The organism is Ruegeria sp. HKCCD7296 (assembly GCF_013110775.1).
In the GTDB taxonomy this organism is placed as follows: Bacteria; Pseudomonadota; Alphaproteobacteria; order Rhodobacterales; family Rhodobacteraceae; genus Ruegeria.
In genome coordinates this window covers 1-24,194 of sequence record NZ_WVRF01000015.1, presented here as the reverse complement: position 1 = coordinate 24,194, position 24,194 = coordinate 1, and the positions used below count along the sequence as shown (strand labels likewise).

The 24,194-nt window shown below is 53.6% G+C and carries 20 protein-coding genes; 13 read left to right on the top strand and 7 right to left on the bottom strand.

The features are described from left to right. Positions 1–8: 8 nt before the first annotated feature. The 4 genes from GS632_RS17445 to GS632_RS17430 are packed head-to-tail and all read right to left on the bottom strand — an operon-like array spanning position 9 to position 4,780. Positions 9–638, bottom strand: coding sequence for a DUF3726 domain-containing protein (locus GS632_RS17445; RefSeq protein ID WP_171180960.1), 630 nt, complete (start codon positions 636–638; stop codon positions 9–11). Then, a complete protein-coding gene (locus GS632_RS17440) occupies positions 635–2,323 on the bottom strand; it encodes a hypothetical protein (protein WP_171180962.1) in 1,689 nt (562 codons plus the stop codon). Before GS632_RS17440 ends, GS632_RS17445 begins: the two co-directional genes overlap by 4 nt. A gap of 4 nt (positions 2,324–2,327) precedes the next feature. Further along, complete coding sequence (locus GS632_RS17435) at positions 2,328–3,302, bottom strand: membrane dipeptidase (protein WP_245223298.1); 975 nt, start codon at positions 3,300–3,302, stop codon at positions 2,328–2,330. After that, complete coding sequence (locus tag GS632_RS17430; RefSeq protein WP_171238783.1) at positions 3,302–4,780, bottom strand: aldehyde dehydrogenase family protein; 1,479 nt, start codon at positions 4,778–4,780, stop codon at positions 3,302–3,304. The genes GS632_RS17435 and GS632_RS17430 overlap by 1 nt, the downstream gene beginning before the upstream one ends. Before the next feature lie 66 nt (positions 4,781–4,846). On the opposite strand from GS632_RS17430, the gene GS632_RS17425 reads away from it, so the two are divergent. Beyond that, on the top strand, positions 4,847–5,719 hold the full coding sequence (locus GS632_RS17425; RefSeq protein ID WP_171721878.1) for a LysR family transcriptional regulator: 873 nt from the start codon (positions 4,847–4,849) through the stop codon (positions 5,717–5,719). Positions 5,720–5,745: 26 nt separating this feature from the next. Here the strand turns inward: GS632_RS17425 and GS632_RS17420 are convergent, their stop codons facing one another. Further along, positions 5,746–6,648, bottom strand: a complete 903-nt coding sequence (locus GS632_RS17420; protein WP_171236222.1) for a LysR substrate-binding domain-containing protein — start codon at positions 6,646–6,648, stop codon at positions 5,746–5,748. A gap of 134 nt (positions 6,649–6,782) precedes the next feature. Between GS632_RS17420 and GS632_RS17415 the strand changes: the two genes are divergently transcribed. The 6 genes from GS632_RS17415 to GS632_RS17390 all read left to right on the top strand — a co-directional run bounded on the left by GS632_RS17415 (position 6,783) and on the right by GS632_RS17390 (position 12,970). Next, positions 6,783–7,871: an aromatic ring-hydroxylating dioxygenase subunit alpha gene (locus tag GS632_RS17415; RefSeq protein WP_171180970.1), complete on the top strand. Its 1,089-nt coding sequence runs from the start codon at positions 6,783–6,785 to the stop codon at positions 7,869–7,871. Then, positions 7,871–8,599 carry a class II aldolase/adducin family protein gene (locus tag GS632_RS17410; RefSeq protein WP_171238782.1) on the top strand — a complete coding sequence of 243 codons (729 nt, stop codon included), beginning with the start codon at positions 7,871–7,873 and terminating at the stop codon, positions 8,597–8,599. The genes GS632_RS17415 and GS632_RS17410 overlap by 1 nt, the downstream gene beginning before the upstream one ends. Beyond that, positions 8,596–9,243 (top strand): enoyl-CoA hydratase/isomerase family protein, encoded by a 648-nt coding sequence (locus GS632_RS17405; RefSeq protein ID WP_171238781.1) that lies wholly within the window; start codon positions 8,596–8,598, stop codon positions 9,241–9,243. Before GS632_RS17410 ends, GS632_RS17405 begins: the two co-directional genes overlap by 4 nt. Continuing rightward, complete coding sequence (locus GS632_RS17400) at positions 9,240–10,391, top strand: CaiB/BaiF CoA-transferase family protein (protein ID WP_171721877.1); 1,152 nt, start codon at positions 9,240–9,242, stop codon at positions 10,389–10,391. The genes GS632_RS17405 and GS632_RS17400 overlap by 4 nt, the downstream gene beginning before the upstream one ends. 35 nt (positions 10,392–10,426) lie before the next feature. Further along, positions 10,427–11,266 carry an alpha/beta fold hydrolase gene (locus GS632_RS17395; protein ID WP_171721876.1) on the top strand — a complete coding sequence of 280 codons (840 nt, stop codon included), beginning with the start codon at positions 10,427–10,429 and terminating at the stop codon, positions 11,264–11,266. Between the two features lie 183 nt (positions 11,267–11,449). After that, positions 11,450–12,970 (top strand): sulfatase-like hydrolase/transferase, encoded by a 1,521-nt coding sequence (locus GS632_RS17390; RefSeq protein ID WP_171721875.1) that lies wholly within the window; start codon positions 11,450–11,452, stop codon positions 12,968–12,970. Positions 12,971–13,524: 554 nt separating this feature from the next. Here the strand turns inward: GS632_RS17390 and GS632_RS17385 are convergent. Together GS632_RS17385 and GS632_RS17380 are read right to left on the bottom strand one after the other, a co-directional pair. Then, positions 13,525–14,316, bottom strand: coding sequence for a DUF3299 domain-containing protein (locus GS632_RS17385; RefSeq protein ID WP_171728252.1), 792 nt, complete (start codon positions 14,314–14,316; stop codon positions 13,525–13,527). Beyond that, positions 14,316–16,160 (bottom strand): amidohydrolase, encoded by a 1,845-nt coding sequence (locus tag GS632_RS17380; protein WP_171178912.1) that lies wholly within the window; start codon positions 16,158–16,160, stop codon positions 14,316–14,318. The genes GS632_RS17385 and GS632_RS17380 overlap by 1 nt, the downstream gene beginning before the upstream one ends. 135 nt (positions 16,161–16,295) lie before the next feature. Here GS632_RS17380 and GS632_RS22320 point away from each other — a divergent pair, with 135 nt between their 5' ends. From GS632_RS22320 to GS632_RS17350, 6 genes are all read left to right on the top strand, one after another. Next, on the top strand, positions 16,296–17,201 hold the full coding sequence (locus GS632_RS22320; protein ID WP_171178910.1) for an AraC family transcriptional regulator: 906 nt from the start codon (positions 16,296–16,298) through the stop codon (positions 17,199–17,201). 164 nt (positions 17,202–17,365) lie between these two features. Then, positions 17,366–18,307 carry a helix-turn-helix domain-containing protein gene (locus GS632_RS17370; protein WP_171178908.1) on the top strand — a complete coding sequence of 314 codons (942 nt, stop codon included), beginning with the start codon at positions 17,366–17,368 and terminating at the stop codon, positions 18,305–18,307. 270 nt (positions 18,308–18,577) lie between these two features. After that, the gene (locus GS632_RS17365; protein WP_171722491.1) at positions 18,578–19,411 is read left to right on the top strand and encodes a hypothetical protein; all 834 of its coding nucleotides are present in this window, start codon (positions 18,578–18,580) and stop codon (positions 19,409–19,411) included. 451 nt (positions 19,412–19,862) lie between these two features. Next, the gene (locus GS632_RS17360; protein ID WP_171178904.1) at positions 19,863–21,197 is read left to right on the top strand and encodes a serine hydrolase; all 1,335 of its coding nucleotides are present in this window, start codon (positions 19,863–19,865) and stop codon (positions 21,195–21,197) included. Between the two features lie 306 nt (positions 21,198–21,503). Next, the gene (locus GS632_RS17355) at positions 21,504–22,241 is read left to right on the top strand and encodes a hypothetical protein (RefSeq protein WP_171178901.1); all 738 of its coding nucleotides are present in this window, start codon (positions 21,504–21,506) and stop codon (positions 22,239–22,241) included. 339 nt (positions 22,242–22,580) lie between these two features. Next, entirely contained in the window at positions 22,581–23,666 is a 1,086-nt protein-coding gene (locus GS632_RS17350; RefSeq protein WP_171722490.1) for a BamA/TamA family outer membrane protein, read from the top strand. Positions 23,667–24,194: the final 528 nt, after the last annotated feature.

The following is a 24,194-nucleotide window of genomic DNA, read 5'->3' as shown; positions in this document are numbered from 1 at the left end:
GCGTCTCTTCAATCATTGTCAGAAAGCCCGGACCCTGCACCCAGCAGGCGGGATTCCTCGGTTGCGGGGGCATAGGTGCGGTGGGCATAGCGGTTCAGCATGTCCCAATCCTGCGGGTCAGGATAGGCGCGTGTCTCTTGTTCACGTGTTGCGGTCGGTGCACCGCCTCGGGAAACCACGACCGTGTGGGCCGTTTTTGGCAAACTGTCCGGGGCCATGAGCCAATCCTCGCCCACGACATTCTGAACCGTGTCGATCTCAATCGTCAGCGCTTCGTTCAATTTACGCGCGGCGTGGCGCGCAAACGGCAGCATCAAGGCGGGCACTGCGACGTTCCGCATCTCGATTGGACTCGTTTTCAGCAAGTGGGCCGCATCAGACAACAAAGGCCCCGCAGACAAGGGGCACAACGCCTCTTCGCCCTGCCAGAGACGATCAATCTGCCCAGGGCGATGCGTCGCCGGGTCCGAAGCCAGCCCCTGCTCCAACAACGAGGACAAAATCCCGGCCCCATCCAGCCCCTGCGCGCACAGCCAGCGGGCCGCCTTCGACGCCTCCTCGGCCTGGCCCCAGGAATAGCCCGCGCCACGGGTGGCCCGTTTTGCGGTTGCTTCCATCTCGTTGAGCGAAAAATTCATGTTGGTTCCTGCGGGTAGACCCAAAGATCCGCGTTTTCAGAAGTCAGCTCCTCCGGGTACGGCGCACCGGAATACATGCAGATTCGCACCCATCGATCCGAACGGGGGTCAAAATGGGTTGCTCCAAAGAAAGACAGCTTTGCCCGCAGCATGTCGATAGGCAGCACCTTTGACCCAATCGTGTTATCCCGGATTTCACCATAGGGTGCGGATGGGGTCATTTGTACGCGCCGGATCGTGTGGCGATGTTCCGGGTGACGCAACAGAAATTCGGCCACGGGCTTGGTGTCTTCCCACCCGCCCAGCGCGTCATAGACAGCCGCTGCATCCCGCGCCGGAGCCAGAGGTTGTTCATAGTCAGAAATGGGTTCATCAAACCGTTCCCCCATGCGGGGTTCCAGCTTTTCTTCAGAAACATACCACGCCCGCGCGCAATTCTCGCGGACGTCCCAATCCAGATCCAAAGCCCAGGCATATGTTTCCCGGATCAGATCACGAACTGTCCCGATGGACATGGTTCCATCAATTACAAACGCCTGCGAACGGGTGTCTGCCATGCACGAGGCCAGCCCGTCCACCAAATCGCTATAAGGCTCCAGGATCAGCGACGCCAGCAACTCCTGACCTTCCTCGCTCAACGCGGTTTCTGACCAGTCCACCAGTCGATTCCACGGTCGATCTGCGGTCAAATTATCTTGGCGCAGATACTCGGAGATCAACAACAGGTCAGCCTTCAATGCCTCGAGCTTTTTGACCTGTATCGGATGTTCAGACCGCCACCACGAAACCGACAGTCGGCTGCGTTCGAAAACATCGCGGAACCGTGCGATCTCGGCTTCGCTGGCCACGTCCACAGACCGAACCCGCGCAATCGCTTCTTCCCGTACCATGATCCAGTTGTTGAACAGAACAGGGTGGTTGACGATAAACGGCGCCATGCCAAGCCCGGTAGAGTTACCAATCCCCAGCCAGCGGGAAATTTCTGGGTCCAAAGTTGCAGCCTGATCGCCGCCTTGGACGTTCGCCATGTGTTGCACCAGATCCCGCACAAACGCCCGGGTCAGAAAGACCGATAGCATCTCGACCTGAAACGGGGCCTGCGTCTCGGGCCGGTCGGCAACTTTTTCCCGATCCGCCGCGCCAAATTTGCCCGAGCCATATACAGCAGTTGTCCGCATCAGGTACCCAACCTGATAGATCTGCTCTACATCCGGCTGCTGGCCTGCGGCCAAGGATTTCACAACATGGTCCCAAAGGCGGACCGAGCGATTGGCACGAGACAAGGACAGCTCGCTCTCGCTCACCCGCCCGGCCTCTTGCAGGGGTACGTTTTGGGAAAGGCGGTCGATGTCGGCCTCGGTCGGGATGCCGTCGAACAAAGCAAAGGTGGCATCCCACGCTTCGGCAATCACACGATCCGAGCGTTGCTCCGGCGGCAAGTCATGAGCAAAGGCCACCAGCGAATATGTCCGATCCGGCCCTTGAGCGGTATAGACCGCCCGACCAACACCATTGGCGTCAATGTCGAAGAGAGGCCGTGTGAACGACCAGTTTTCCCGTGCCATCCGGCGGGTCAATTGCCGCATGAAACTCAGTCGACACTGATGCAAAGAACCCAACCGCGACAGCCGCATAACTGTGGCCGGGTCTCGTCTTTCGATCTGTGTCTGCGTCTGAGCGTCCATTCAACTACCCCTGAGCACCGAAATTCTCGGCAAAGAACCTGTACCAGTTTTCACCCATGATACCGGCCACTTCTTCATCGTTCAGACCGGTCGCACGCAACCCGGATTCGATGTTTCCAAAATCCCGATTGTCCTGAAACCAAGACGGCATCGGGGGGAATCCGGGGTTACTTGCCGACCCCTCACCATAATCGATCTGCTTCGACCAACGACCGACCCGCATCCATTCGACAACGCTGTCGGGCTGATCCTGGCACAGATCCGTTCCGATCCCGAGATGTTCCGCTCCGTATTTCTCAGCCGTCCGCGCAATCATCTCGCAGAAGCTTTCAAGGGTGCAGTCCGACTTGTCCTTCAGATGATGAGGATAGACCGAAAACCCCAACATCCCACCGTTTTCAGTCACCGCACGGATCACTTCGTCTCGCTTGTTGCGCAGGGCCGGGGCCCAATCAAACGGGTTAGCGTGAGTGATCGCAATCGGACGCTCGGACAGCTCGGCCGCCTCGATCGTGGACCGGTCGGCTGAATGGCTCATGTCAACGACAAGCCCGACCCGGTTCATCTCTTTGATCACCTGACGCCCCATGCGGGTGATCCCGGTGTCTTCGGCTTCGTAGCAGCCTGTCGCCAACAGCGATTGGTTGTTGTAGGTCAGCTGCATAAATCGCGCGCCCAATGTATGCACGATTTCGACCAAGCCGATGTCGTCTTCGATGGGCGATGGGTTCTGAAACCCAAAGAAAACTGCTGTGCGCCCGGTTTCCCGCGCCGTGTCAATGTCGCTGGCCCATTGACCCTTCATGATCAGGTCCGGGTATTGTTCGAACCAGCGGTTCCACTTTTCAAAGTTCAGAACGGTTTCACGGAAATTTTCATGATAGGCGATGGTGACGTGGATCGCGTCCACGCCCCCTTCGCGCAATTGCCGAAAGATCTTTTCGGACCAGTTGGCGTATTGCAGCCCATCGATCCGCATCAGATCGGCTTTCCGGCGCTGATATATGCAGTTTTGACCGTCGTGTAGAATTCGGCCGCCGCCTTGCCCTGTTCACGTGGGCCATAAGAGCTGTCACCACGCCCGCCAAAGGGTACATGATAATCCGTGCCCGCTGTGGGCAGGTTCACCGTCACAACCCCGGTGCGCGCATTGCGCCGGAAATGTGTGGCGCGGGCCAGATTTTGCGTGACGATGCCCGAGGTCAGACCGAAATTGGTATCGTTGACCGTGGCCAAGGCCTCATCATAGCTGTCGACCTTGATGACCGAGGTCAGCGGCGCGAACATCTCTTCCCGGTTGATGCGCATGTCGTTGGTGGTGTTCAGGAACACGCCGGGGCTCATGTAATACCCATCATGCGGCATGTCCAAACGCTGCCCGCCGCAGGCCAGTTCAGCGCCTTCGGATCTACCCAGATCAACATAGGCCAGGTTCTCGGCCAGTTGCTGCGCGCTGACGACAGGGCCCATCTGAGTCCCCTCTTCCAGCGCGTGACCGACTTTCATCGCCTGAGCACCCGATACCAGTTTCTCGACAAACGCGTCATGCACAGCGGCATGAACCACCAGCCGCGATGAGGCGGTACATTTCTGACCGGTTCCTCCAAACGCGCCGCCCAATGCCAGCGAAACGGCAAGGTCGAGATCGGCGTCGTCCATCACGGCCAGCGCATTTTTCGATCCCATCTCCGTCTGAACCTTGGTCAGGTTCTGGATGGCCGCTGCTGCAATGCCCTTGCCCACCGGCACCGATCCGGTGAACGAGATGGCGTTGACCTTCGGGCTTTCCACCAGCCGTTGCCCAATGGACCGACCCGAGCCCATGACAAGACTGAACAGGCCCTTGGGAATATCCTGACGGTTGATGATCTCGGTCAGGGCCACGGCAGAGGCAGGCGTGATGTTGGCGGGTTTCCAGACTACCGCATTGCCATAGCAGAGCGCCGGGGCAATCTTCCACGAAGCCGTCGCGGTCGGGAAGTTCCACGGGCTGATAACGGCGACCACGCCAACCGCCTCGCGGCGCACGTCAATCTCGATATCAGGACGTACGGAATCTGCGTTCTCACCGATCTGACGCAGGCATTCAGCTGCGTAATAGGTAAAGAACTGACCGGCGCGATAGACCTCGCCCTTCCCTTCTGCAAAGGGTTTACCTTCTTCGCGGCTGAGCAAGGTGCCCAGCTCTTCGGCACGGGCCATCAGCTCGTTGCCGATGTTCATCAGCACCGCCTGCTTGCGTTCGAGCCCGTAGGCCGCCCATTCGGCTTGCGCGACACGCGCCTGGTCCAGAGTCACGTCCAGCTGATCCGCACTGGCTTGTGCGAAATGGCCAACAAGGTCGCTCAGGTCTGAAGGATTGCGGTTTTCAATCTCGCTTTCGCCGGCAAGCCATTCGCCAGCAATCAGGTTCAGGTTGGTCACGGTTCGCCCCAAAAAAAATAGAAGTTGGGGCATAATGGACTTCTCACACAATATCAGTCAAATTCAATATAATTGACCAAACTTCAGGAATTTTGAAATTTGACACTAAAAATCGAAATGCTGCGTTGTTTTTGCACGGTCGCGCAAACGGGCAACTTGTCGGAAGCAGCCGACCGGTTGGGGCGCACACAATCTGCTGTCTCGATGACATTGAAACAACTTGAGGACCACTTGGGAAAAAAGCTGTTTGTTGGCGAGCGTAAGAACCACCTATCTGCATTGGGCGAGCAAGTGTTTGAGTTGTCTCTTAAACAAGTCCGCCAGTTTGACCAAACGGTGCAGTCGATCGAAGCTGCTGCTCATGCCGCCAATGGATTGATCCGAATTGCGTCCGTCCCTTCGGTCGCCGCGTTGGTGTTCCCGTCCGTGCTCGAACACATGACACACCGTTTCCCAGGCGTGAAAGTCGAACTAATGGACGCTGATACGCGACAGGTTTTGGATGCGCTTGCCGAGGGCAAAGCTGATATTGGCATAGCGTCAGGCTTTCACCCCGTTAAAGGGGTTAAAGCGCACCTCTTTTTCGAAGATCAGTTCGGTCTTGTCTGCGCCGCTGATCATCCGTTCAACAAAAAGGCGGTTCCGCCCAGTGTAAATGATGTGGTCACACCTTCATTTGTGCGAAACGCCTTGTGCGACCTCATCGAGACGCCTGAGTTCGTTAAGGCGGTTGAAGAGGCGAATGTCACCATTCACAATACGCAGTCCCTGATAACAATGGTTGGAACGGGCAAGTGGGTTACCATCCTTCCGCAAACCGTTGCTCGTATTATCCCTGAAAGCATGGCCTTTCGCACATTGTCCAATCTACCCGACAGGCGACAGGTCTATTTGTATGTGAAGGAAAGGCCTCGGTTCAAAGCCTTGGCAGATGAATGCAGCGCATTCATTCTTGCCAGCAAGCTGACCTGAGGCCCCCCTTTCAATCGCAGCATCTGTTAGCGGTTGTCCCGACCTGCTTCTTGCAAAATCCAATCCCGAAATGCCCTGAGTTGCGGCTGTTTTATCGCGTCAGATGGGTAAACAAGATGGTAGGATCTGGAAGGTGCAAAGTCTTTGGCAAACGGCCGTATCAACTGGCCGGATTGTAATTCAGCCTCGATCAACGGCAGTAACCCAAGGGAAACACCCTGTCCCGACAACACCGCTCGGAGCAGAACACTCGAATCGTCTATAATCACACCGGGAAGGTGGTCGCCGGTTTCCACCCCGTGTGCATCGAACCACTCCAGCCAGTCGACTTGATCCTTCCAGTGCAACAGAGGTAGGCGCAACAAGTTTGCAGGTTCGGTAGGATGGCCCCCCTCTGCGATCAGAGATGGGCTGATGACGGGCGACGTTGGGAAACGCAGCAGCGCCTCTGACGTCAATCCCGGCCAATCTCCGTCCCCCCAGGCCAGCATCATATCGGTCTGACCATCCGAAAACTCCACACCACCCGGGGAATACTGAAGATGCAGGCCTGTTTCCGGGAAACGTTGCCAAAAGCTGAACAGGCGGCGGGACAACCATTGCGACCCAATCAGCGCGCCGACGCCAACCGTTATTGACGATCTATTAGCGGTCTGGCGCGCGTCCTGCACGGCCCGGTCAAGCCGCGCGAACACCGCCTCGCACGCTTCGGAAAACTGCTGCCCTGCTTCGTTCAAAGCAACCGACTGCGCATGGCGTTCAAACAGGGGGCAGCCCAGATGAGCCTCGAGCGATTTGATCTGTGAACTCACGGCTGTGGGCGTCACACCAAGTTCAGTTGCGGCGCGTTTAAAGTTTCCATACCGCGCGGCAATCCAAAAGACACGAACTGCCCCGAGCGGTGGAACGTCACTGCCGCTTTGCCTCATGAGACCAACTTTAAGTTATCCTAGATATAAAGATTCTATATCTGTGCAAAGCTGCCAGTGCAATGCAGGCTAATGCTGAACAACATCCCCGCGATGCAGCACCACTTTGGCAAACCCACCAGAAGAGACCCCAGATGCCACGAGATTTGCCTTTGCAGGCCAAATATTACACTCAGCCGGACTGGTTCGAGGTCGATAAAGAGAAAATCTTCTTCCGAAGCTGGCAATGCGTTTGTCATGTGTCCGAAGTTGCGGAGCCGGGCGATTTCAAGACATTCACCATCGTTGATGAGGATGTCTTTGTCATTCGCGCACAGGATGGTGGCATCAATGCGTATTACAATATCTGCCGCCACCGCGGTCATCCGCTGGTCGAAGGGTCAGGCAAGGGCAAAAGGGTGTTGGTCTGCCCTTATCATGCGTGGACTTATGAAATTAACGGCCGACTGCGCCGCGCGCCGGGTTCTGCGGAAAGCGATGGGTTGACCTGTGACCAGATCAACCTGCGCACTATTCAGGTCGAGGAGTTCTGTGGCTTTGTCTTTGTGAACCTAGACGAAAACGCTGAGCCTATGGGGCCCGGGCTTGAGGAATACCGCGACAACATCCTCAGCTTTCATTCCGACCCAACAAAGCTGAAATTTGTCTGCGAAACTGAAATCGAACATGACAGCAACTGGAAGCTTTCGGTCGAAAACTACAACGAGTGCTACCATTGCCCGACAGTGCATGCGAGCTCGCTGACCCATGGCGTTCTTGAGATGGACGGATACACAACGGTCCCGCACGGGAAGACAATCTGGCATGATGGCAAGGCGCAGACAAAGAACGAAAAGCAGTATGATTATGATCTGAACGCCGGCCCACGCGCAGGTGATTACGGTGCCTACTGGATCTTTCCCAATGTGTCGATGTGCTGTTACCCCGGAGGGTACTTTACGATCCGTCAGTTTTTGCCTGTGGCATGGAACAAGACGATCTATCGGTATCGGTGGTTCTCAAGCGGAGGCATTTCGGATGAAGATGTGATTGAACTGATGCACAAGCACAAGGAAACAACCGGGGCCGAAGACGAAGTTGTTGTCTCCAAGATCCAGAAAGGCATGCAAAGCCGCGCGTTCGAACCGGGGCCTTATGTCATCGGTGACGGCTCTGGTGCGATGAGTGAGGTCGGGCTGCGCCATTTCCACAATTTGTACCGCGAAGCGTTGGGAGAGGCTTGATGAGTGACGTAATCCGTCAGGACTTGGCCGCGCTTTACCGCCTTGCTCATTACTATGGCTGGACCGACCTGACATCGACCCACATTTCAGCGCGTCTTCCAGAGGACCCTGATCATTACCTGTTGAACTCACACGATTTGATGTTCGACGAAATCACGGCTTCGAACCTGACCCGTATGTCTTTCGACGGGCAGGCCGTGGATGACGGGCCGGGCAGCGGTAAGATCGTCAATTTGGCCGGGCACATCATCCATTCGGGCATTCTGTCGGCTCGGCCTGACGTGAATTACGTGATCCACAGCCACACGCGCGCTGGCGTTGCCGTGTCGGCCATGCCCGAAGGGTTGTTGGCTTTGTCCCAACACGCGGGATTTGTACTGGGTACGTTGTCGAGCCATCCCTATCAGGACTCCACAGCGGTTGAGAACGAAGGTACCCTGTTGGCGCGCGACCTTGGTAGCAATTTTGCCATGCTGTTGCAGAACCACGGGCTGTTGGTGGTCGGACGCACGGCGGCAGAGGCCTTTATTTATCACTACTACCTTGAGATGGCCTGCAAAATTCAGGTCGATATTCTGAGTTCAACGGACAAGCCGATCACGATCACAGACGATGCAATGGATGCCTTGCACGACTGGGGGGCGCCGCAAAACGGACCACATGGGGGCGTCCAGTGGCCAGCGCTGATGCGTATGCTGGATCGAAGCGTGCCGGAGTTCCGGTCATGAGTGACAATGACCTGATCATGGCCCAACGCGAAGGTGCCTGTCTGACTGTCACGATCAACAGGCCAGCAAAGGCCAACTCGCTGACACCTCAGATGCTGGTCTCTCTGCGTGACGTTTTCCTTGAAGCCGGCAGTGACACAGCGCTGCGGGCTGTGATCATTACCGGCGCATGCGGGCGTGTTTTCTGCGCTGGCGCGGATCTAAACACACTTTCCATCGACGTGAACGGCCCAGACCCCTGGGACGAAATGGCCGAAGCGCTCAGAGCCATCCCGGTACTGACTCTGGCTGCCATTAATGGGCCTTGCATCGGCGGGGGGATGACACTGGCCCTTTCCTGCGACATCCGGGTTTGTGTGCCCGAAGCACGGTTTTCCTACCCGGTGCTCAAGAACAACGTTTTACCCGGTCAATACGATGTAAACAGGATGCACGCCTTGATTGGCCCGGGTCGGAGCGCAGCAATCCTGTTGGGGGGCGATGCCGTCAGCGCAGAGGATGCAGCCATGTGGGGTCTGGTCGACCGAATGGTGACGCAAGAAGTTTTAACAGACACCTGCCAAACGTTGTGTGCACCGGCCATAGCCTCTGCCGACGGGCATCTGAAAACCCTGAAATCCATGCTCGGAAGGAGTTCCAGATGAAAGGTATCCGAATTGTCGACATGACATCCGTTTTGTCCGGGCCGTTCTGCACCTGGCTAATGGCCAGTCTGGGCGCCGACGTTATCAAGGTGGAAAACCCGACTGGTGACCTTGCCCGCACAACTCCGCCGTTCGAGAATGACATCAGCCTCTATTTTGCGTCCCTGAACCGCAACAAGCGCTCGGTCGTTCTGGACCTGAAGACTGAACAGGGCAAAGAAGCCCTGCACAAGCTGCTGGCCACAGCAGATGTGTTTGTCGAGAACATGCGGCCCGGTGTGCGCGACCGGTTGGGATGCAGCGACGCCGATCTGAAACGGATCAACCCGCGCCTGATCTCGGCCTCGATCAGCGGCTTTGGGCAAACCGGAAGCCTTTCGCACCGCCCGGCCTATGACATCGTGGTCCAAGCAATGAGCGGCATGATGAGTATTAACGGAGAGTTGGACGGAGACCCCACCCGCGTCGGCTTTTCGATTGGGGACATCTCGGCTGCGCTGTTCACCACCATCGGCATTCTGCAACGTCTGTATGCGCGCGACGCACAAGGGAGCCAAAATACCAGTCACTTGGACGTTTCCATGCTGGCCTGTCAGTGGGTTTGCTTGGAAAATGCCTTTGCGCGTTATCTCAATGCCGGGATCGTTCCAAAACCCATCGGCTCACGCCACCCGTCGATGACACCTTTTGAACCCTATCCGACAGCGGACCGGGATATCGTCATTGGCCTGGGAAGTGACAAGGACTGGCCCCGTTTTTGCGAGGCCATAGGATACCTTGACCTGCTGGACGACCCGCGCTTTCAGGGCGATGAGGTGCGGCTGGCCAATCGCGACGCTCTGGATCAGGTGTTGGGCGCGCATCTGAAACAGCATCCGGCATCTCATTGGATACAGATTTTGATCGACAACAGCATTCCGTGCTCGATGGTCGAGAACATCCAAACGATTGCAGACGATCCTATCGCAGAAGAATACGCCGCCTTTTCCACCGTAAGCTCTGAAGGGAAGGATATGCGTTTTGCGCGCAACCCCATTGCAGATCGCGGCCTTCAGGAAAGCCCGGCACCCCGCCTTGGACAACATACGAACGAAGTTCTGTCAGAACTGGGATATGACGATGCAGCCATCGCAGTTTTGACACGCTGAACTCAAAACTCTCCGACCAAGACAGGACCATTCGAATGCCCGAGTTTCAAACACCTGATGGGATAGCGCTGTACTACGAGGCAACCGGAACAGGTGCCCCGATTGTATTTGTGCACGAATTCGGCGGCGATTACCGCAGTTGGTATCGGCAGGTCTCGGACCTGTCGGAGTCCTTTTGCTGCATCACCTACTCGGCGCGTGGGTTTCATCCCTCTGCGATCCCCTCAGACCGCGCGCAATATGGGCAGGCGCAATCAACCGGTGATCTTTTGGCGTTGTTCGATCATCTGGGTCTGGACGCCGCGCATCTTGTCGGAACCTCGATGGGCAGTTTCACCAGCCTGGACTTTTCCCTGAACCACCCCCAACGCGTCCTGAGCGTGACGCTGGTTGGTAACAGCTCTGGACCCCGCGATCCGGGCGAACAGGAAAACTATCGAAGAACCTGGGTCGGGCACGAAATTCAGCTGCGTAAAGACCGGGGAGGAGACGGAGCCGTCGCGGTGCTGGAAAATGATGCCGCCTATCAAGGCTTTGAGAAAAACGACCCCGATGGTTGGGCGACATATTCTGCAAACCTGCGCGGTCAGTCTGCCGAAGGGGCTGTGCATGTGTTATCTACCCTGCATTGGAACCGGCGTTCCCTTTTTGACGACAGCGCTCGGCTGCAGGCTTTCAAAACGCCTGTCATGCTCGTGACCGGGGATGACGATTATTATCTGGTCGGTGAAACAAATGCATTCTTGAAGGACACCCTTACCAAGGTCAGATGGCATCGTTTTCCGGCGACAGGTCATTTGGTCAATATCGAACGGTCAGACGCGTTCAACCGCCTGCTGGCCGAGTTTATCGAGGAGCCGTCACACGAAAGCTGATCCTTACCGATTGCTGGAATGCGGCCCGATCTGCAGCGGTCTCGTGAAAACCAGGAGGCATTTTGAGGAAGTGCAACGCCCCAAACCGGGCGACTAAATTTGGCGCCAATGCGGACCAAGCTTGACCCAACATACAATTGGAACGACCGTCCTGTGCGACACCTTGCATGAAAGGGCATCCCCATGAGCAGCCATATTCGGCAAAAAGAAAGAACGCAGCGCCGTGATCGTTCGAACATGCTGATCATCATCTCGGACGAGCATCGAAAGGACGCGATGGGATGTGCGGGACACCCTATCGTCAAAACGCCCAATCTTGACGCTTTGGCCGCGCGTGGCACGCATTTTACCAATGCTTACACGCCCTCGCCCATGTGTGTTCCAACCCGCGCGGCGATCGCAACCGGTGATCATGTTCACAAGACCCGGTATTGGGACAGTGCATCGCCCTATGATGGCCGCATCCGAAGCTGGATGCGTCATTTGCGGGATCAAGGGGTGAAGACCGTTTCCATCGGCAAGCTGCACTTTCGTTCGGCCGAAGATGACAACGGTTTCTCGGAAGAACTCCTTCCCATGCATGTTGTGGGCGGCGTCGGATGGACGATTGGCCTCCTCCGCGAAACCCCGCAACCCTACGATGCGGCGGCAGAGTTGGCCGCAGATGTCGGCATTGGGAACAGCACTTATACCGACTATGACCGCGAGATAACCAAAGCTGCCGAAGCGTGGTTGCAGAACACGGCGGACCCGGATCAACCTTGGGCCGCATTTATCTCGCTGGTCAGCCCGCACTATCCGCTGACATGCCCGGAAGAGTTTTACACCATTTATGATCCTGCGCGGATTGACCTACCCGTCGGATACGAGAACCGTTTTCGCCCAGAACACAGAGAGTTACGGAATTTGGCGGGCTTTTTCGACTACGAAAAGTACTTTGACGAACAAAGGATGCGCGAAGCCAAGGCTGCTTATTATGGCCTGACCAGTTTCATGGACGATTGCGTCGGTCGCATTTTGAAGGCGTTAGAGGCAAGCGGTCAGGCCGAAGACACAGTTGTCATCTATGTCTCGGACCACGGGGACATGATGGGTGATCAGGGTTTCTGGACCAAACAAGTGATGTACGAACAATCCGCAGGGGTCCCAATGATCCTTGCATGGCCTGGCGTGCCAAAGGGGCGCAAGGTGGCCACCGGAACCTCGTTGATCGATCTGGCGGCCACTGCGCTCGACGCCACAGCAGTATCCCAAGACGAAATCAGCCGCGCTTTGCCCGGTGTTTCCCTGCGCCAACTGGCCCGTGAGCCTGACGATCCAGACCGCACCATTTTAAGCGAGTACCATGATGGCGGGTCAACCACCGGAACGTTCATGGTGCGGTGGCAGCAATGGAAGTATGTCCATTATGTCGGCCATGATCCGCAGCTTTTCGATCTTGCAACCGACCCGAACGAACTCCGGGATCTTGTCGCCCTGCAATCAGATGGCGCCTTTGCACTGGCTGCTCTTGCCGAAGGTGAACGCCGGTTACGAGAAATTTGCGATCCCGATGCTGTCAACGCACTATGTTTTGCCGATCAAAAAGCGAGGATTGAAGAACTGGGCGGAGAGGAAGCTTGTCGGACGGCTTATTGCTTCAATCACACGCCGACCCCGAGCGAGCAGGAGAAGATGCGTCAAGCAAGCGCCCTGAGAACCTGATTTGGCTTTTTCCGAGGATATTCCGTTTTTGCGGATATTCTTTGCCGAACCAGGGGTTCAACCGGCGTTTGACAGAGCCTGATGGAACTTAATTTGACCGCGTTACGTTTGTGTTATGGGTTTGACGCGTTTAGAATGGTCTGTTGTTAGATATTCTGACGCTGTTTACGTGATTAGGGTTTGCACCTCTGAGCTTCGGGTTACGAGGCTGACGGTGTTTGATCGTTAAGCAATTGATCCGGTGGATTTTTTGTAGATCGACCGGGCTGTTTGGATTTTGGTTGCGGGGAGAGGATTTGACCTTTGCCGAACGTCAACGAAACTCCTTTTCTAGAGAAGCCCATCAGAGCGGTCTTTTGCTACACTATAAACAGACTGTTTTCCGCAAATGACCGCTGTGACCGTTATAACTAGCGGTTATGAAACCGGATCAAATTTTGCAACAAGTCCATAGAGGTAACTGGTCTCAGGGCGGAAGGTCTTACTCACCGGCAGCCGCAATTGGTTGGGCATTTCGGAAAAGTTCGAGCATATATAGGGCCTTACGATCGCATTCACCACGCGGTGTAGAGCTCCACGGCTTTGGCAGTGAGACTATAATGCGCCTCGATGTTCGAAGCACCGTCGTAAAACACAACGTTGCTTTTGCTATCTTCAGCTACCAGCTCTCCCTCAATCCAGAAAGCGTCGAAAATCGAGCTAAAAGCGAGGCCCTGCGGGTAGTTCACGTGTACAATCTGGTTTGCAGGTGGGGTTGGTGTGTGAACGCAGGCCCCTGCGACAGGCACGAACAGAAATTCGGTCACTTTTGTCTCATCAAAAGCAAGCGGGACGACATAACCCGGGAGGCGGATAAACTGTCCGAGAATTTCCGGATTAGGGCCGCGTCCCGCACGGCCATTCTGCCTAATAATCTTACGGCGCATTTTCATCAGGCCTTCAACATCGACATTATGCATAGAGAGGAGTTTCAGGGCAGCTTCGTGGCGTTTTATGAATGCCGAGTTTTCGCGCTCGCGCGGCGATGAAGTACGCCATTCGACGTGGGTACGCATTGCATCGAGCAAAAAAGGAGGCAGGTCAGCAAAGGGGGTTTCGCTCAAAACATGCGGCGGTTGCAGATCTCGCCAACCGATAACACGACCCCCCGCCGACATGCTATGCGGCGGAGCACCGATCGGTGCTCTCGTTAAAATAGGCGGCGCAGCAAGCGGATCTAACGGAACTCCAAAGTTTTGTTGGCCTGCAATCGCGCGCTGCCGTGCCTTCTCGACGCTTTGCGCCGATACTGGAGAAGTTATAAGGCCGAACAGCGCGACCATCGCCAGCGCATACGCGACTTTCATCATCCCTCAGACACCCTTACGCTGGTGACCGCCACGCCACGGCGTAGTTTTTCGTCGTCACCTTCTTCCCAGACCGGCTCTGTCAGCTCTTTGTCCGGTTCGCCGTCACGATCAATGTCGTAGACCAACTCACCGCCCATATAGGTCTGCAGCACTTCGATCTTATGAAAATCGAAGATATTCTCTAGGGCCTGCTTCCGGATGTCGCGGTCAAGCACAATGATATCCGCAAGCTTGCCTTCCTCAAGACTACCTAACACATCGCCGCGATCCTGAAGGCGCGCACTGCCCAGTGTTGAGCCATGGATAACCTCATCAAAGGTCAATGGCTCTCCGGGCATTACAAGACCGCCGGGTGTTCCCATCGCCTGCCTTGTCATGCCGATCTCCATACCTTCCCACGGTGAAAACACCGGCGAGGTTGGTGCGTCAGGCCCAAATCCGTACTCCATGAACTCGGTCACGAGCTTGAACTGGTACATGCGCTCCAAAACCTCTTTCGGCAGGTTCTGGCTGGTGACATTGAGGAAGTATTCCTCGGTCGGATCAGCCCAGTGAAGTTGAAGCTGTCCGGAAACTCCAAGCCGGGACATGCGCCGCGCGTTGTCGATCGACAAATGGTCGACATGGGTGAAAATTTGGGGGATGTCGTCGCGCACGGGTTCGCCAGTTTCATGTGCAAATTCCAGCGCGTCGAGCGAGCGGCGGATCCCTGCATTCCCTTCAACATGGAGCATCAGGGTAAAATTGCGCTCTGTCAGAGCGTCAAAAATCTCTGCAAGATTGTCTGGATGGAAGTTCATATCTGGCCTTGTGCCGTCCAAATACGGGCCTTCCATGTAGGCGAAGCGCCCCGGCGTTCCATCGATGGCGAATTTGACAGTGTTCGCATGGAGAATGCTGGAGTCAACGCCTGCATCCTCGACGGCGGCCCGCCGCATCTCCAATTGTTCGATCATTGCGGTATCACCCTCAGGCGTGCCGGTGCCCCAGAACACCATTGCCAACTCGTGCCTGAGTGTTAATTCACCTTTTTGCGCCAGACGGACGTAGACGTCATCCGCACCCTCCTTGGACCCGGCAGCAGCCTCCGTCGCTCCTGTAACCCCAACCGCGTTGAGAACGCGGGCGGCGCCACGGATCGCTGCTTCCTGTTTCTCGAAGGAATAGAGTTTATGCTGCTCGACGAAACCAGTCGAAAGATGCGCTTTCTCCTGCAAAAGACCAGAGGGTTCATCACCTGCTTCGTTAAGCGGCATGTAGCCGCCTTTCGGTGGCTCCCAATCGGCAGTGATCCCAAGGTATTCCAGGGCTTTCGTCGAATACCAGCCGTTATGTTGAGTATTGTCCGAGATCAATGCAGGACGCCCCCCCACGATTTCGTCCAGTTCCTCCTTAGTTGGGTTCTGGAAATGCGCATCTGACCAACCGCCCCCGATAACCCATTCATCCGGCGCAAGTGTCGATGCATATTCCCGGATGACTTCGACCACCTCTTCGCGTGTTGCATCGTTGTATTTGAACAGGTTGAGCATGACGAAATGCGTTTGTCCGAAGATGCGCGTGTGCAAATGCGTGTCGATGATACCAGCCATGATGGTGTTTGTGCCCGCGTCCACGATTTGGGCATCTGGGCCTGCAAGCTCTCGGCAACTATCGTCTGTGCGCACGCAAATGATGGTATCACCTTCTACCGCGACCGATTTCGCAAGCGGCATTTCGACGTTGGACGTGACAATGTTCTCGCTCAGAAAAATCGTATCAGCGCTCTGCGCTTGGACCATGTTCGACACAGCCAAGAACATTGTGCTGGAAAGGATCAACGTCTTGGAAAAAAAAGTCATTTGCGTATAGCCTTGTGCTGCAGTTCTCTCAAAAGTCTAAGTCCACTGTTTGCACCCTGTCGATCCACTTTGTGCCACGAGCAATTTAAACTGCGAATGATTGACCTTTTTGGTGCAGGCATCAGATCAGGAGGAATGAAACTGAAGACACATATCTCCTATCAGATTGAGGAGTTGCAGTTCGGCGAAGACTGGAGCGTTGACATGCTTCAGCTTTCCGCAGGGCCGTTGTTGCACCGCTACAGCACAGTCGATCTCGGACAAGTCATAGTGGAATACATCCAATGCGCAGCCTCGGTTCAGGTGCGCGACATACACAATGTACCCTTTTTATCGTTCGGAATTGTCACAGAAGGCGAAGGCAGTCCCCGGTTTTTGGGCCACCCATTGGAGCGCGGGGATACAATTGTCTGGCGTCCTGGAGATCGCTTTGACTACGAATATGTAATGCCTGAGAATTTTTCCGGGTTCGTGGTTATGGTCTCAAAAGAAACCGCCGAACAGCGCGGCTGGTCTATGTCGCCTGCCCGTTTCATGAAAGCCTCTGCTGACGGCTTCAACGCATTGAAAGCCCTGAGCGACAAACTCGCCCAAAGCACAATGTTGAGACAGCCGCACATCGCCTTCGCGTTCCTGAACGCGTTAGAGCAAGCTTTTGGCGCGCAGCTTTTCAAGGATAGCAAACGCTCACCAGACGATGACGCTTCGGATGTTTTTAAGATCGTGGCCCATGCCCGTCGTCATATCTCCGGACTTGGGCCGGAGGAGTTCGATAACGTGGACGAGGTGGCGCGGGTCATCGGTGTGAACCGCCGCAGCTTGTATCGCGCATTTCGAATTTGGCCGGGTATTGGACCTGCGCGCTATTCGCGCGTGTTGCGATTGGCCGCCGCGCGTCGAGACTTGCTTGCGCGTTCTCAAGTCGAGAGTAGTGTGTTGCAGATCGCTCTCGACAATGGCTTTCGCCATACAGGCAGGTTCGCAGCTGAGTACCGGGACTTCTTTTGTGAGAACCCGGCTGAAACGCTGCGGCGAAGTTAGTTAGGAGGATACGCGTCGACTTTTTTCTTCGCAACAGTACGAATGCAGAGGGCAGATTACCCCGTGACGGAACCGGTCTTGCAAATGTAGACACTCTGACCTGCAACGTCGGCTATGGAAGAGGCGGGGTCGTGTCCATGTTCGATTATTGAGGTGCCTGGCGCATGAGAGCAACTAAATGGATGGTAGATCAGGAGTTTTCTTTTCTTCAGGAAACTGACGCAGCAATGGGTGGTTGGAACATTGAAGCCGTCCAACTCAAACCCGGTATAACAAACTCCAAGTTGCAGATCGTTCGCGCAGCGGACCTTCAAATCATGCTAAATGAAGAATCTCATCCTTGCCACGTAAACTGGACCCATGACGGCGAAACAACAAGCTTTGCGTTCTATCGCCCGAATAGCGAAAATGAGATTTGGTGTGGCCTACCTGTAGAAGCGGATGATGCTTTGATTACGTCCTCCGGTCGCGACCATTCAAGCCTGACACCAGCTTGCCTTAGTTCGATTTTTGTGACCTTCGAGACCAACCTGCTAGACCGCTACGGGGTCCAAGAACTTTGTCGAATTGACTCGGCGCAGAATACGACAAACGGAATTGCAAAGCTTGGGACGACTGGACGGCGTTTAAGGAAGTTGCTGTTCAGCCTTTTTGACCAACCGCGTCTTTGGGATCAATTTTCACCCGATGATCTCCAAGATCACATCATGTTTTCGCTAGGTGACATGCTTTGCAAAAACAGCGAGAAGTCAAAGGATTTCGCGAACCTGAAAAGTGCCGCCACTTGGAAGACTGTTGCACGAGCCTTGGAAGCGATAAGTAGTTCACAGCAGTTCTTGAGTTCTCGACAGCTTGCGGATGCGATTTGCGTTAGCCCTAGACTGTTATACCTGTCTTTCCAACAAGAGCTTGGAGTTTCTCCAACAAAATTTATGCGCTTTCGAAGGCTTCAGAACGCACGGTTCGAATTGGCGATGAGCAGCAGTCAGAGCACTTTGATCAAGCAAGTGGCAAGCAAACATGGGTTTCGCGACTTTGGGCGCTTCTCTGAGTATTATAAACGACAATATGGCGAGTTGCCGAGCGACACACTGAGAAAACGGTAAGATATTGGACGGCTATTCTGTTCTGGGTTTTCAACTGGTTCTCCACCTCCTCACGTGCCCCAAAACCACGGTCACAACTGGAAGAGCAAATTGAGCGAGATTTGCACAATTTGCGTATCCAATCCGTTCGATATCTTGAAGGCGACACGGCATAGTTAAACAAAAATGAATGTTAATTTTGATAGAGGACTTGTGCGCTGGCGGATCGCATTGCAGCCTTGAGACAGAAGACTTTTGGTAAATCAGTATTCTAGGGACGGAAAATTGAAGATGAAAAAGAAATTGTCACATCTCGTTATTGGTGCGCTGACATACAGCTTTCTGCCTGTGATGGTTCAAGCTCAAGACGCCGGCTGCGATGCAGCATGCGAAGCGGCCCGAAAAGCCGCCAACCCCCTCGCTGACATTCGCGCGATCATGACCGACAACACGGTGGCATTCAGAACGGGCACAGATGAGGAAGACAGTTATAACTTCCAGATTCAACCAGTCTACGCGGTTCCACTTGACGGCGCCAACCTGGTGCTAAGGGGCATTATCCCAATTCAAGGTGTTGCACCGGGTGCAGTTCTACCGCCCGGCATAGGTGAACCTACCCAAAACTCCGATCTCGAATGGGGTATAGGTGATTCAACGGTTCAAGCGTTTTACGCACCGACACCTTCGGGCAATATTTCTCTCGGCTATGGGCTACAAGTATCTCTACCAACCCACACCGACGACGCGCTTCAGGGCGCGGGTTGGGGGGCGGGTCCGGCCTTCGTGATGTTTGGTCAGGCAGGAGATTTGTCCTGGGGTGGTGTTCTTGCTCATATGTGGGGGGAGAGCGACTTCAACACGACTATACTACAGCCGATCCTGATCTACGGCCTTGGTGGAGGTTGGTATTTCGGATATAATAATGTGATATCATATAATTGGAATGCTTCTAACAATGACGAGGCCTGGTTAGTGCCACTGGGCCTAACTGTCGGCAAAACTATCATAACCAACGACGAAAAGGGTACCGCATTGGACCTGAGCGCTGGTTACTACGACGTTACCCAGTCTCCCACAGGTGGGCCAAACAGACAGTTCAAGTTTGGCATCTCTTTTTTCTTCTGAACGAAACAAGCACGTTGAGGAGCAAAAAGTCTTGGCCGATACGATTTCGAACTATGACGTTACCACGATACTGAACCCCCGCATTTGGGTTAGCTACACGACCTCACTTTCGATGCGATGGTCGGAAACACACTCTTAATCAGCATCGAGCATCGTTCAAACTGATGGAATGTCCCAAGAGTGAAAAGTGAAGTTCGCTCTTGGCCCCTCCGGAATTTAAGCAGTGGGCGGAAATGGATGTCTGAGAACTCAAGTGATTTAACTGTGCAGTACTGGGGTTGAGTAGTGTTTGGACAGTAGGGTTTACAATTTCGTTGGTTGACGTGCTGTCGTTTTGCGCAATTTGCGTACTCAAAAAGCTACGACTTGTTTGGTCACGGGTTCATATTCGGTGCAGAACTTGATGAATACAATCAAATGATTAGTCACGCAGGAAACAAGGGAGAACTACATGGCCACCAACACGAAGCTACCAATCGCCAGAATTGGTAAGGTCGCAGCAGTGTTCTGTGTTGCCGTTTTGGCTTCGGCAGTTACGGCTGATGCGGAAGATAATCCCTACGCTACTGCCGACGAACTTGGTCTGATGAAAGGCTTTCCACCGCCAGAAGACAAGCGCGTGAACCGAACAAACGGGCTGTTTGGCGTTCCTTACAACCGTTGGTCCTACCAGCATATGCGCGAGTTGTTTCCAACCGCCAATATTCCCGCGTCACTATCGCCCCTACCTGTAAAGGTGAACATTGACAGTGGAATTGAACGCCTGACCTACAAACGGGAAGATGGGTCCGAAGTAGATTTCGATACATACCTAAAAGAAACCTATACCGATGCTTTTGTCGTTATCCATGGCGACCGCATCGTATATGAGCGGTACTTGAACGGTATGAGCCCGAACCGGCCTCATCAAATGATGTCCGTCACGAAGTCGTTCGCTGGAATGTTTGGTCTCATGGCTGTTGCAAATGGTTCTCTAAGCGAAGAAGACCCAGTAACCAAATACGTCCCCGAGTTGCAAAGTTCCGGTGCATTTGGAGATGCGACGTTTGAGCAGGTCGAAGACATGACAGCGTCTTTGGATTTTTCAGAAGACTATGCTGACCCGAACTCAGGAATTACACAATATTCTAAGGTCCTTGGGTTAAGGGAAGCTCCTGCCGACGAAATACCCGCTGACAGTATTTACTCTTACCTTGCAACGCTGCCAAAGGACGAAGCTCACGAACAGGGTGATGTGTTTCACTATCAGACGCCAAAAACAGATGTCGTGAATTGGGTGACAAATCGTGCGACCGGTCGCTCATTTCAGGATGAACTTACGGATCTTTGGTCGAAAATTGGTGCAGAAGGCGAAACATATGTACTTCTGGACAAGAATGGGACGCTTTTTGCAGGTGGCGGCTTAAACGCGACGCCACGAAACCTCGCACGATTTGCAATAATGATGCTAAATGACGGAATGGTTGGAGCCGAACAGGTTGTTCCGAAGGAAGTTATCCAAAAGCTCTCGGACGGTGCCGACAGAGACAAGTTCTCAAATGGTCCAGATGCTAAGGGCGTCATGGGCGGAGGGGATTGGAGTTACCGCGCACAATGGTGGGTGCGTCATACGCCAGGCAAAGAGTCGTTCAATGCCATCGGGGTAAATGGGCAGTGGATTTACATCGACGTTGAGCGTGGCGTGGCAATTGTCAAACAAAGCTCGCAGCCGGAGGCTTCTACAAACTACTATGACGAATACAATATCAATGCCTATGACGCGATAATTGGTTATCTTGCACAATAGCGGCGACTACCTCGTTGTTGCGGCGCACGTGAAAGCGTGCGCCATAATCATTAGAGGACGATCAATCACTGAGTGGCATGACCCGCAGCAAAAAGAGGTTAAAGGTTCTTGCTAGTCGCGGACGCCTCTTTGGTTCGCGGTTCCGTCGCACAATCTCAGGTTTGTCAAACGTATATACGCGTGTAGAAACCGGTAAATGGCCACAGGGCAGTGGGGCATCTTTTACACTCGGCTCCTCTGAAGTCTAAGTTAAGGACATGAATGGATGTCTAAGAAACCTATTGATGTGAGTGAGTGGTGCCGGGAATGAGTAGTATTTGGGCGGTAGGAATACCTATTTTATTGGTTGATGTAGCAAACCCCGTCCTACTCGTCGCAATTGCATATGCTCTTACAAGGAGCCGTCCGATTGCAAAAAGCTACGCACTCATCTTAGGCCATACACTTGCCTACTTTCTGATGGGCATTTTAATCGTTTACGGATTTGTCTACTTTGTGATGGGCAGTTTAATCGCCACCGGACTTGCGGAACTTTTCGCTCCGGTGGTGGACTTCGTCGTCAAAGGTTTCGTGGACCCAACGCGCATCAACTTCGTCATCGGCTTTGTTCTGGGGCTGGTTTTGCTCGGCTTCGCTGTGAGGATGAGCACAAGTGCCCAAATTGAAAAGCAATCTACAAGATCTGAAGTCAGCGAGCAGAAAGAAGGTTTGTTTCCATCTTTCATGATGGGAGTAACAATTTGCGTTTTGAGTATGCCGTTTTCTGTACCGTATTTCGGCTTAATCAATGAGTTGTTCAGCTTCAATGTTGAATCTAAGGCTCTAGGTTTGCTGATCTACAACCTTTTGTATGCGCTACCATATATGCTGATTCCATTTGCATATGCTGTCGTGGGGCAGTCCATTGTAGCCAAACTGGAAGCGTTCATCACGTTCATAGGCAGCACCGCATCATGGTTCATCCCACTGCTGTTCGGCGTCTTGGGCTTGGCTTTCATCGCTGACGCAATCAAGTATTTTCTCACTGGTTCCGGTTTGGTTTGATGCCAATCCTTCCGTTCACCAATGGGCTTTCACTATTCAGATGTTCCATTTTTTCGTTGACTGAACTTCTGAAAAGCTGCTCCCGCCGTTCGGCAGAATGTCTACCTTGCTCTCAATTCAGCTCAGTACGCTGTCATGATCAGCCTGATTTGTATGCGAGAAAATCCGGCTTAGATGATTATTAGCGAGTCACAGGACCTGCATTGAGCGTTCCCAACCGATAAGCTGGACAAGGCTGTCAGCTGCTTGCTACTCTTATTGTGGTGAAAGTAAAACGTCCAGATTAGCTTTCAAGACTGAGTATCTACTAAGTGCCAAACTTTTCACGAAACCTATTCAATGAGTAAACCTCGCACTTCTTTGGCCGGTTTTTGCGCAGTTGCGATGTTCTGCACTGCGTTTGGAGCGAGCGCGGAAGGCACTGATGACAATGCGAACCAGGACAACAGTGAACTGGGATTCAAAAATGGTTCTTTTGTTGGTGTTCCCATCCCGATTAACGACCCGACTTTCGGTGCTGGGCTAGTTTTGGGTGTTGGATACCTTTTTCAAAGCGACGAAGGATCAAAAACCTCGTCTTTAGGTGCAGCCCTCGCAGGGACGAACAAGGAAAGCTACGCAATCGGGCTAGGTGGTGGTTTGTCTCTCGACAACAATCGCCACAACGTTGAGTTCATACTCGCATATGGAGATCTAAAATACGATTTGTTCCTGATTAATGACTCGATAAACGTCTCGCAGCAGGGCCTCGCGTTCCAAGGCGCGTATCGCTACAGCTTTACGGATACTTTTTCAGCAGGTGCATCGTTGCAGTATCTGAACACCGTTGTTTCAGGTGTAGACGGCTTCGTGTTGCCCCCTGAAGTTGCCGAACTCTCAGACACTGCGCTACCAACAGTAGGCCTTGTCGCGAAATGGGATACTCGTGACGATACGTTTTACCCGGTTAGCGGGAACAAAGTGGATCTGGCACTGACCTACTCAAACGATGTTCAAAACGGGGATCTGTCCTATTACGGACTGAAGCTAAGCTACGACAAGTTTTGGCCCGTTAGCAATGAATCAGCTATCGCCTTCAGAGCAACGGCTTGCGAAAAAAGCGACCGCACTCCTTTCTTCGACAGTTGCCTTCTAGGTTCTGAAATAAGGGGTTTTCCATTGTTTGATGTTTATGGAAACTCGATGCTGACCGCGCAAGCTGAATATCGAGGAAGACTTTCTAAGCGATTTGGATACGTCGCATTTGCTGGTGGTGGCGAAGTGCAAAAGAACAGTATTTCTGTCGATAGTGGCTTCCGCTACGCTGGCGGTGTTGGTTTGCGCTACCGAGTAACAAAAAAACACAAACTGGATTTTTCGATAGATGCGGCGGTCAACGACGACGGAGACCAGTTTCTATATTTCTATGTTGGCCAAAGATTTTAAGACACCTTTTTTGAAACCGGCAACTATTCTTCTACAAATTACAGACGTTTCAATACCGACTGCGCGTTCTGTTTAGGTATTGACCAAGACGTTTTAGGGACTCCCATTCCAGTAGACCTACTGGGTTGAACATTTCATTCTCCAGCCGACAAGCACATAAACTTGCTGATGTTTCTACACTATTTTTCTGGTTTACGTCTGTTGTGTGCCGTGTACAGAACTCAGTTTCTCATACGTAGTAGTGGTCCAAGTCTAATTGGAGCATTCAAGTGCAACGGTCCAGCGCGCGCCATAAACGTTGAAACATTGACACGATAGGTTCCAGACCCACAGATCCTGTGTTTCGGGCAACTGGCACCAGACGAGTTTTGTTAGATGTCCAATCCGAGCCCAAATTGTTTTTCTTCGCAACAAGTCCGCCGCAAACATCGCCAGAAGGATCTAAATTCGAAGTGTTCCTCTTGTGGCGAGGCTGGGAAAATCGCGGGTCATTTCACGAGAAGTCTTTAAGAGCTCTGTGCCAAAGGC

Excerpts from the sequence above, each read along its gene's own strand:
- GS632_RS17365 (WP_171722491.1), top strand. The coding sequence starts at position 18,578 with ATGAAAAAGAAATTGTCACATCTCGTTATTGGTGCGCTGACATACAGC.
- GS632_RS17360 (WP_171178904.1), top strand. The coding sequence starts at position 19,863 with ATGGCCACCAACACGAAGCTACCAATCGCCAGAATTGGTAAGGTCGCA.
- GS632_RS17370 (WP_171178908.1), top strand. The coding sequence starts at position 17,366 with ATGAGAGCAACTAAATGGATGGTAGATCAGGAGTTTTCTTTTCTTCAG.
- GS632_RS17390 (WP_171721875.1), top strand. The coding sequence starts at position 11,450 with ATGAGCAGCCATATTCGGCAAAAAGAAAGAACGCAGCGCCGTGATCGT.
- GS632_RS17430 (WP_171238783.1), bottom strand. The coding sequence starts at position 4,780 with ATGCCCCAACTTCTATTTTTTTTGGGGCGAACCGTGACCAACCTGAAC.
- GS632_RS17385 (WP_171728252.1), bottom strand. The coding sequence starts at position 14,316 with ATGAAAGTCGCGTATGCGCTGGCGATGGTCGCGCTGTTCGGCCTTATA.
- GS632_RS17420 (WP_171236222.1), bottom strand. The coding sequence starts at position 6,648 with ATGAGGCAAAGCGGCAGTGACGTTCCACCGCTCGGGGCAGTTCGTGTC.
- GS632_RS17380 (WP_171178912.1), bottom strand. The coding sequence starts at position 16,160 with ATGACTTTTTTTTCCAAGACGTTGATCCTTTCCAGCACAATGTTCTTG.
- GS632_RS17445 (WP_171180960.1), bottom strand. The coding sequence starts at position 638 with ATGAATTTTTCGCTCAACGAGATGGAAGCAACCGCAAAACGGGCCACC.
- GS632_RS17350 (WP_171722490.1), top strand. The coding sequence starts at position 22,581 with ATGAGTAAACCTCGCACTTCTTTGGCCGGTTTTTGCGCAGTTGCGATG.
- GS632_RS17395 (WP_171721876.1), top strand. The coding sequence starts at position 10,427 with ATGCCCGAGTTTCAAACACCTGATGGGATAGCGCTGTACTACGAGGCA.
- GS632_RS17410 (WP_171238782.1), top strand. The coding sequence starts at position 7,871 with ATGAGTGACGTAATCCGTCAGGACTTGGCCGCGCTTTACCGCCTTGCT.
- GS632_RS17440 (WP_171180962.1), bottom strand. The coding sequence starts at position 2,323 with ATGGACGCTCAGACGCAGACACAGATCGAAAGACGAGACCCGGCCACA.
- GS632_RS17405 (WP_171238781.1), top strand. The coding sequence starts at position 8,596 with ATGAGTGACAATGACCTGATCATGGCCCAACGCGAAGGTGCCTGTCTG.
- GS632_RS17415 (WP_171180970.1), top strand. The coding sequence starts at position 6,783 with ATGCCACGAGATTTGCCTTTGCAGGCCAAATATTACACTCAGCCGGAC.
- GS632_RS17355 (WP_171178901.1), top strand. The coding sequence starts at position 21,504 with ATGAGTAGTATTTGGGCGGTAGGAATACCTATTTTATTGGTTGATGTA.
- GS632_RS17400 (WP_171721877.1), top strand. The coding sequence starts at position 9,240 with ATGAAAGGTATCCGAATTGTCGACATGACATCCGTTTTGTCCGGGCCG.
- GS632_RS22320 (WP_171178910.1), top strand. The coding sequence starts at position 16,296 with ATGAAACTGAAGACACATATCTCCTATCAGATTGAGGAGTTGCAGTTC.
- GS632_RS17435 (WP_245223298.1), bottom strand. The coding sequence starts at position 3,302 with ATGCGGATCGATGGGCTGCAATACGCCAACTGGTCCGAAAAGATCTTT.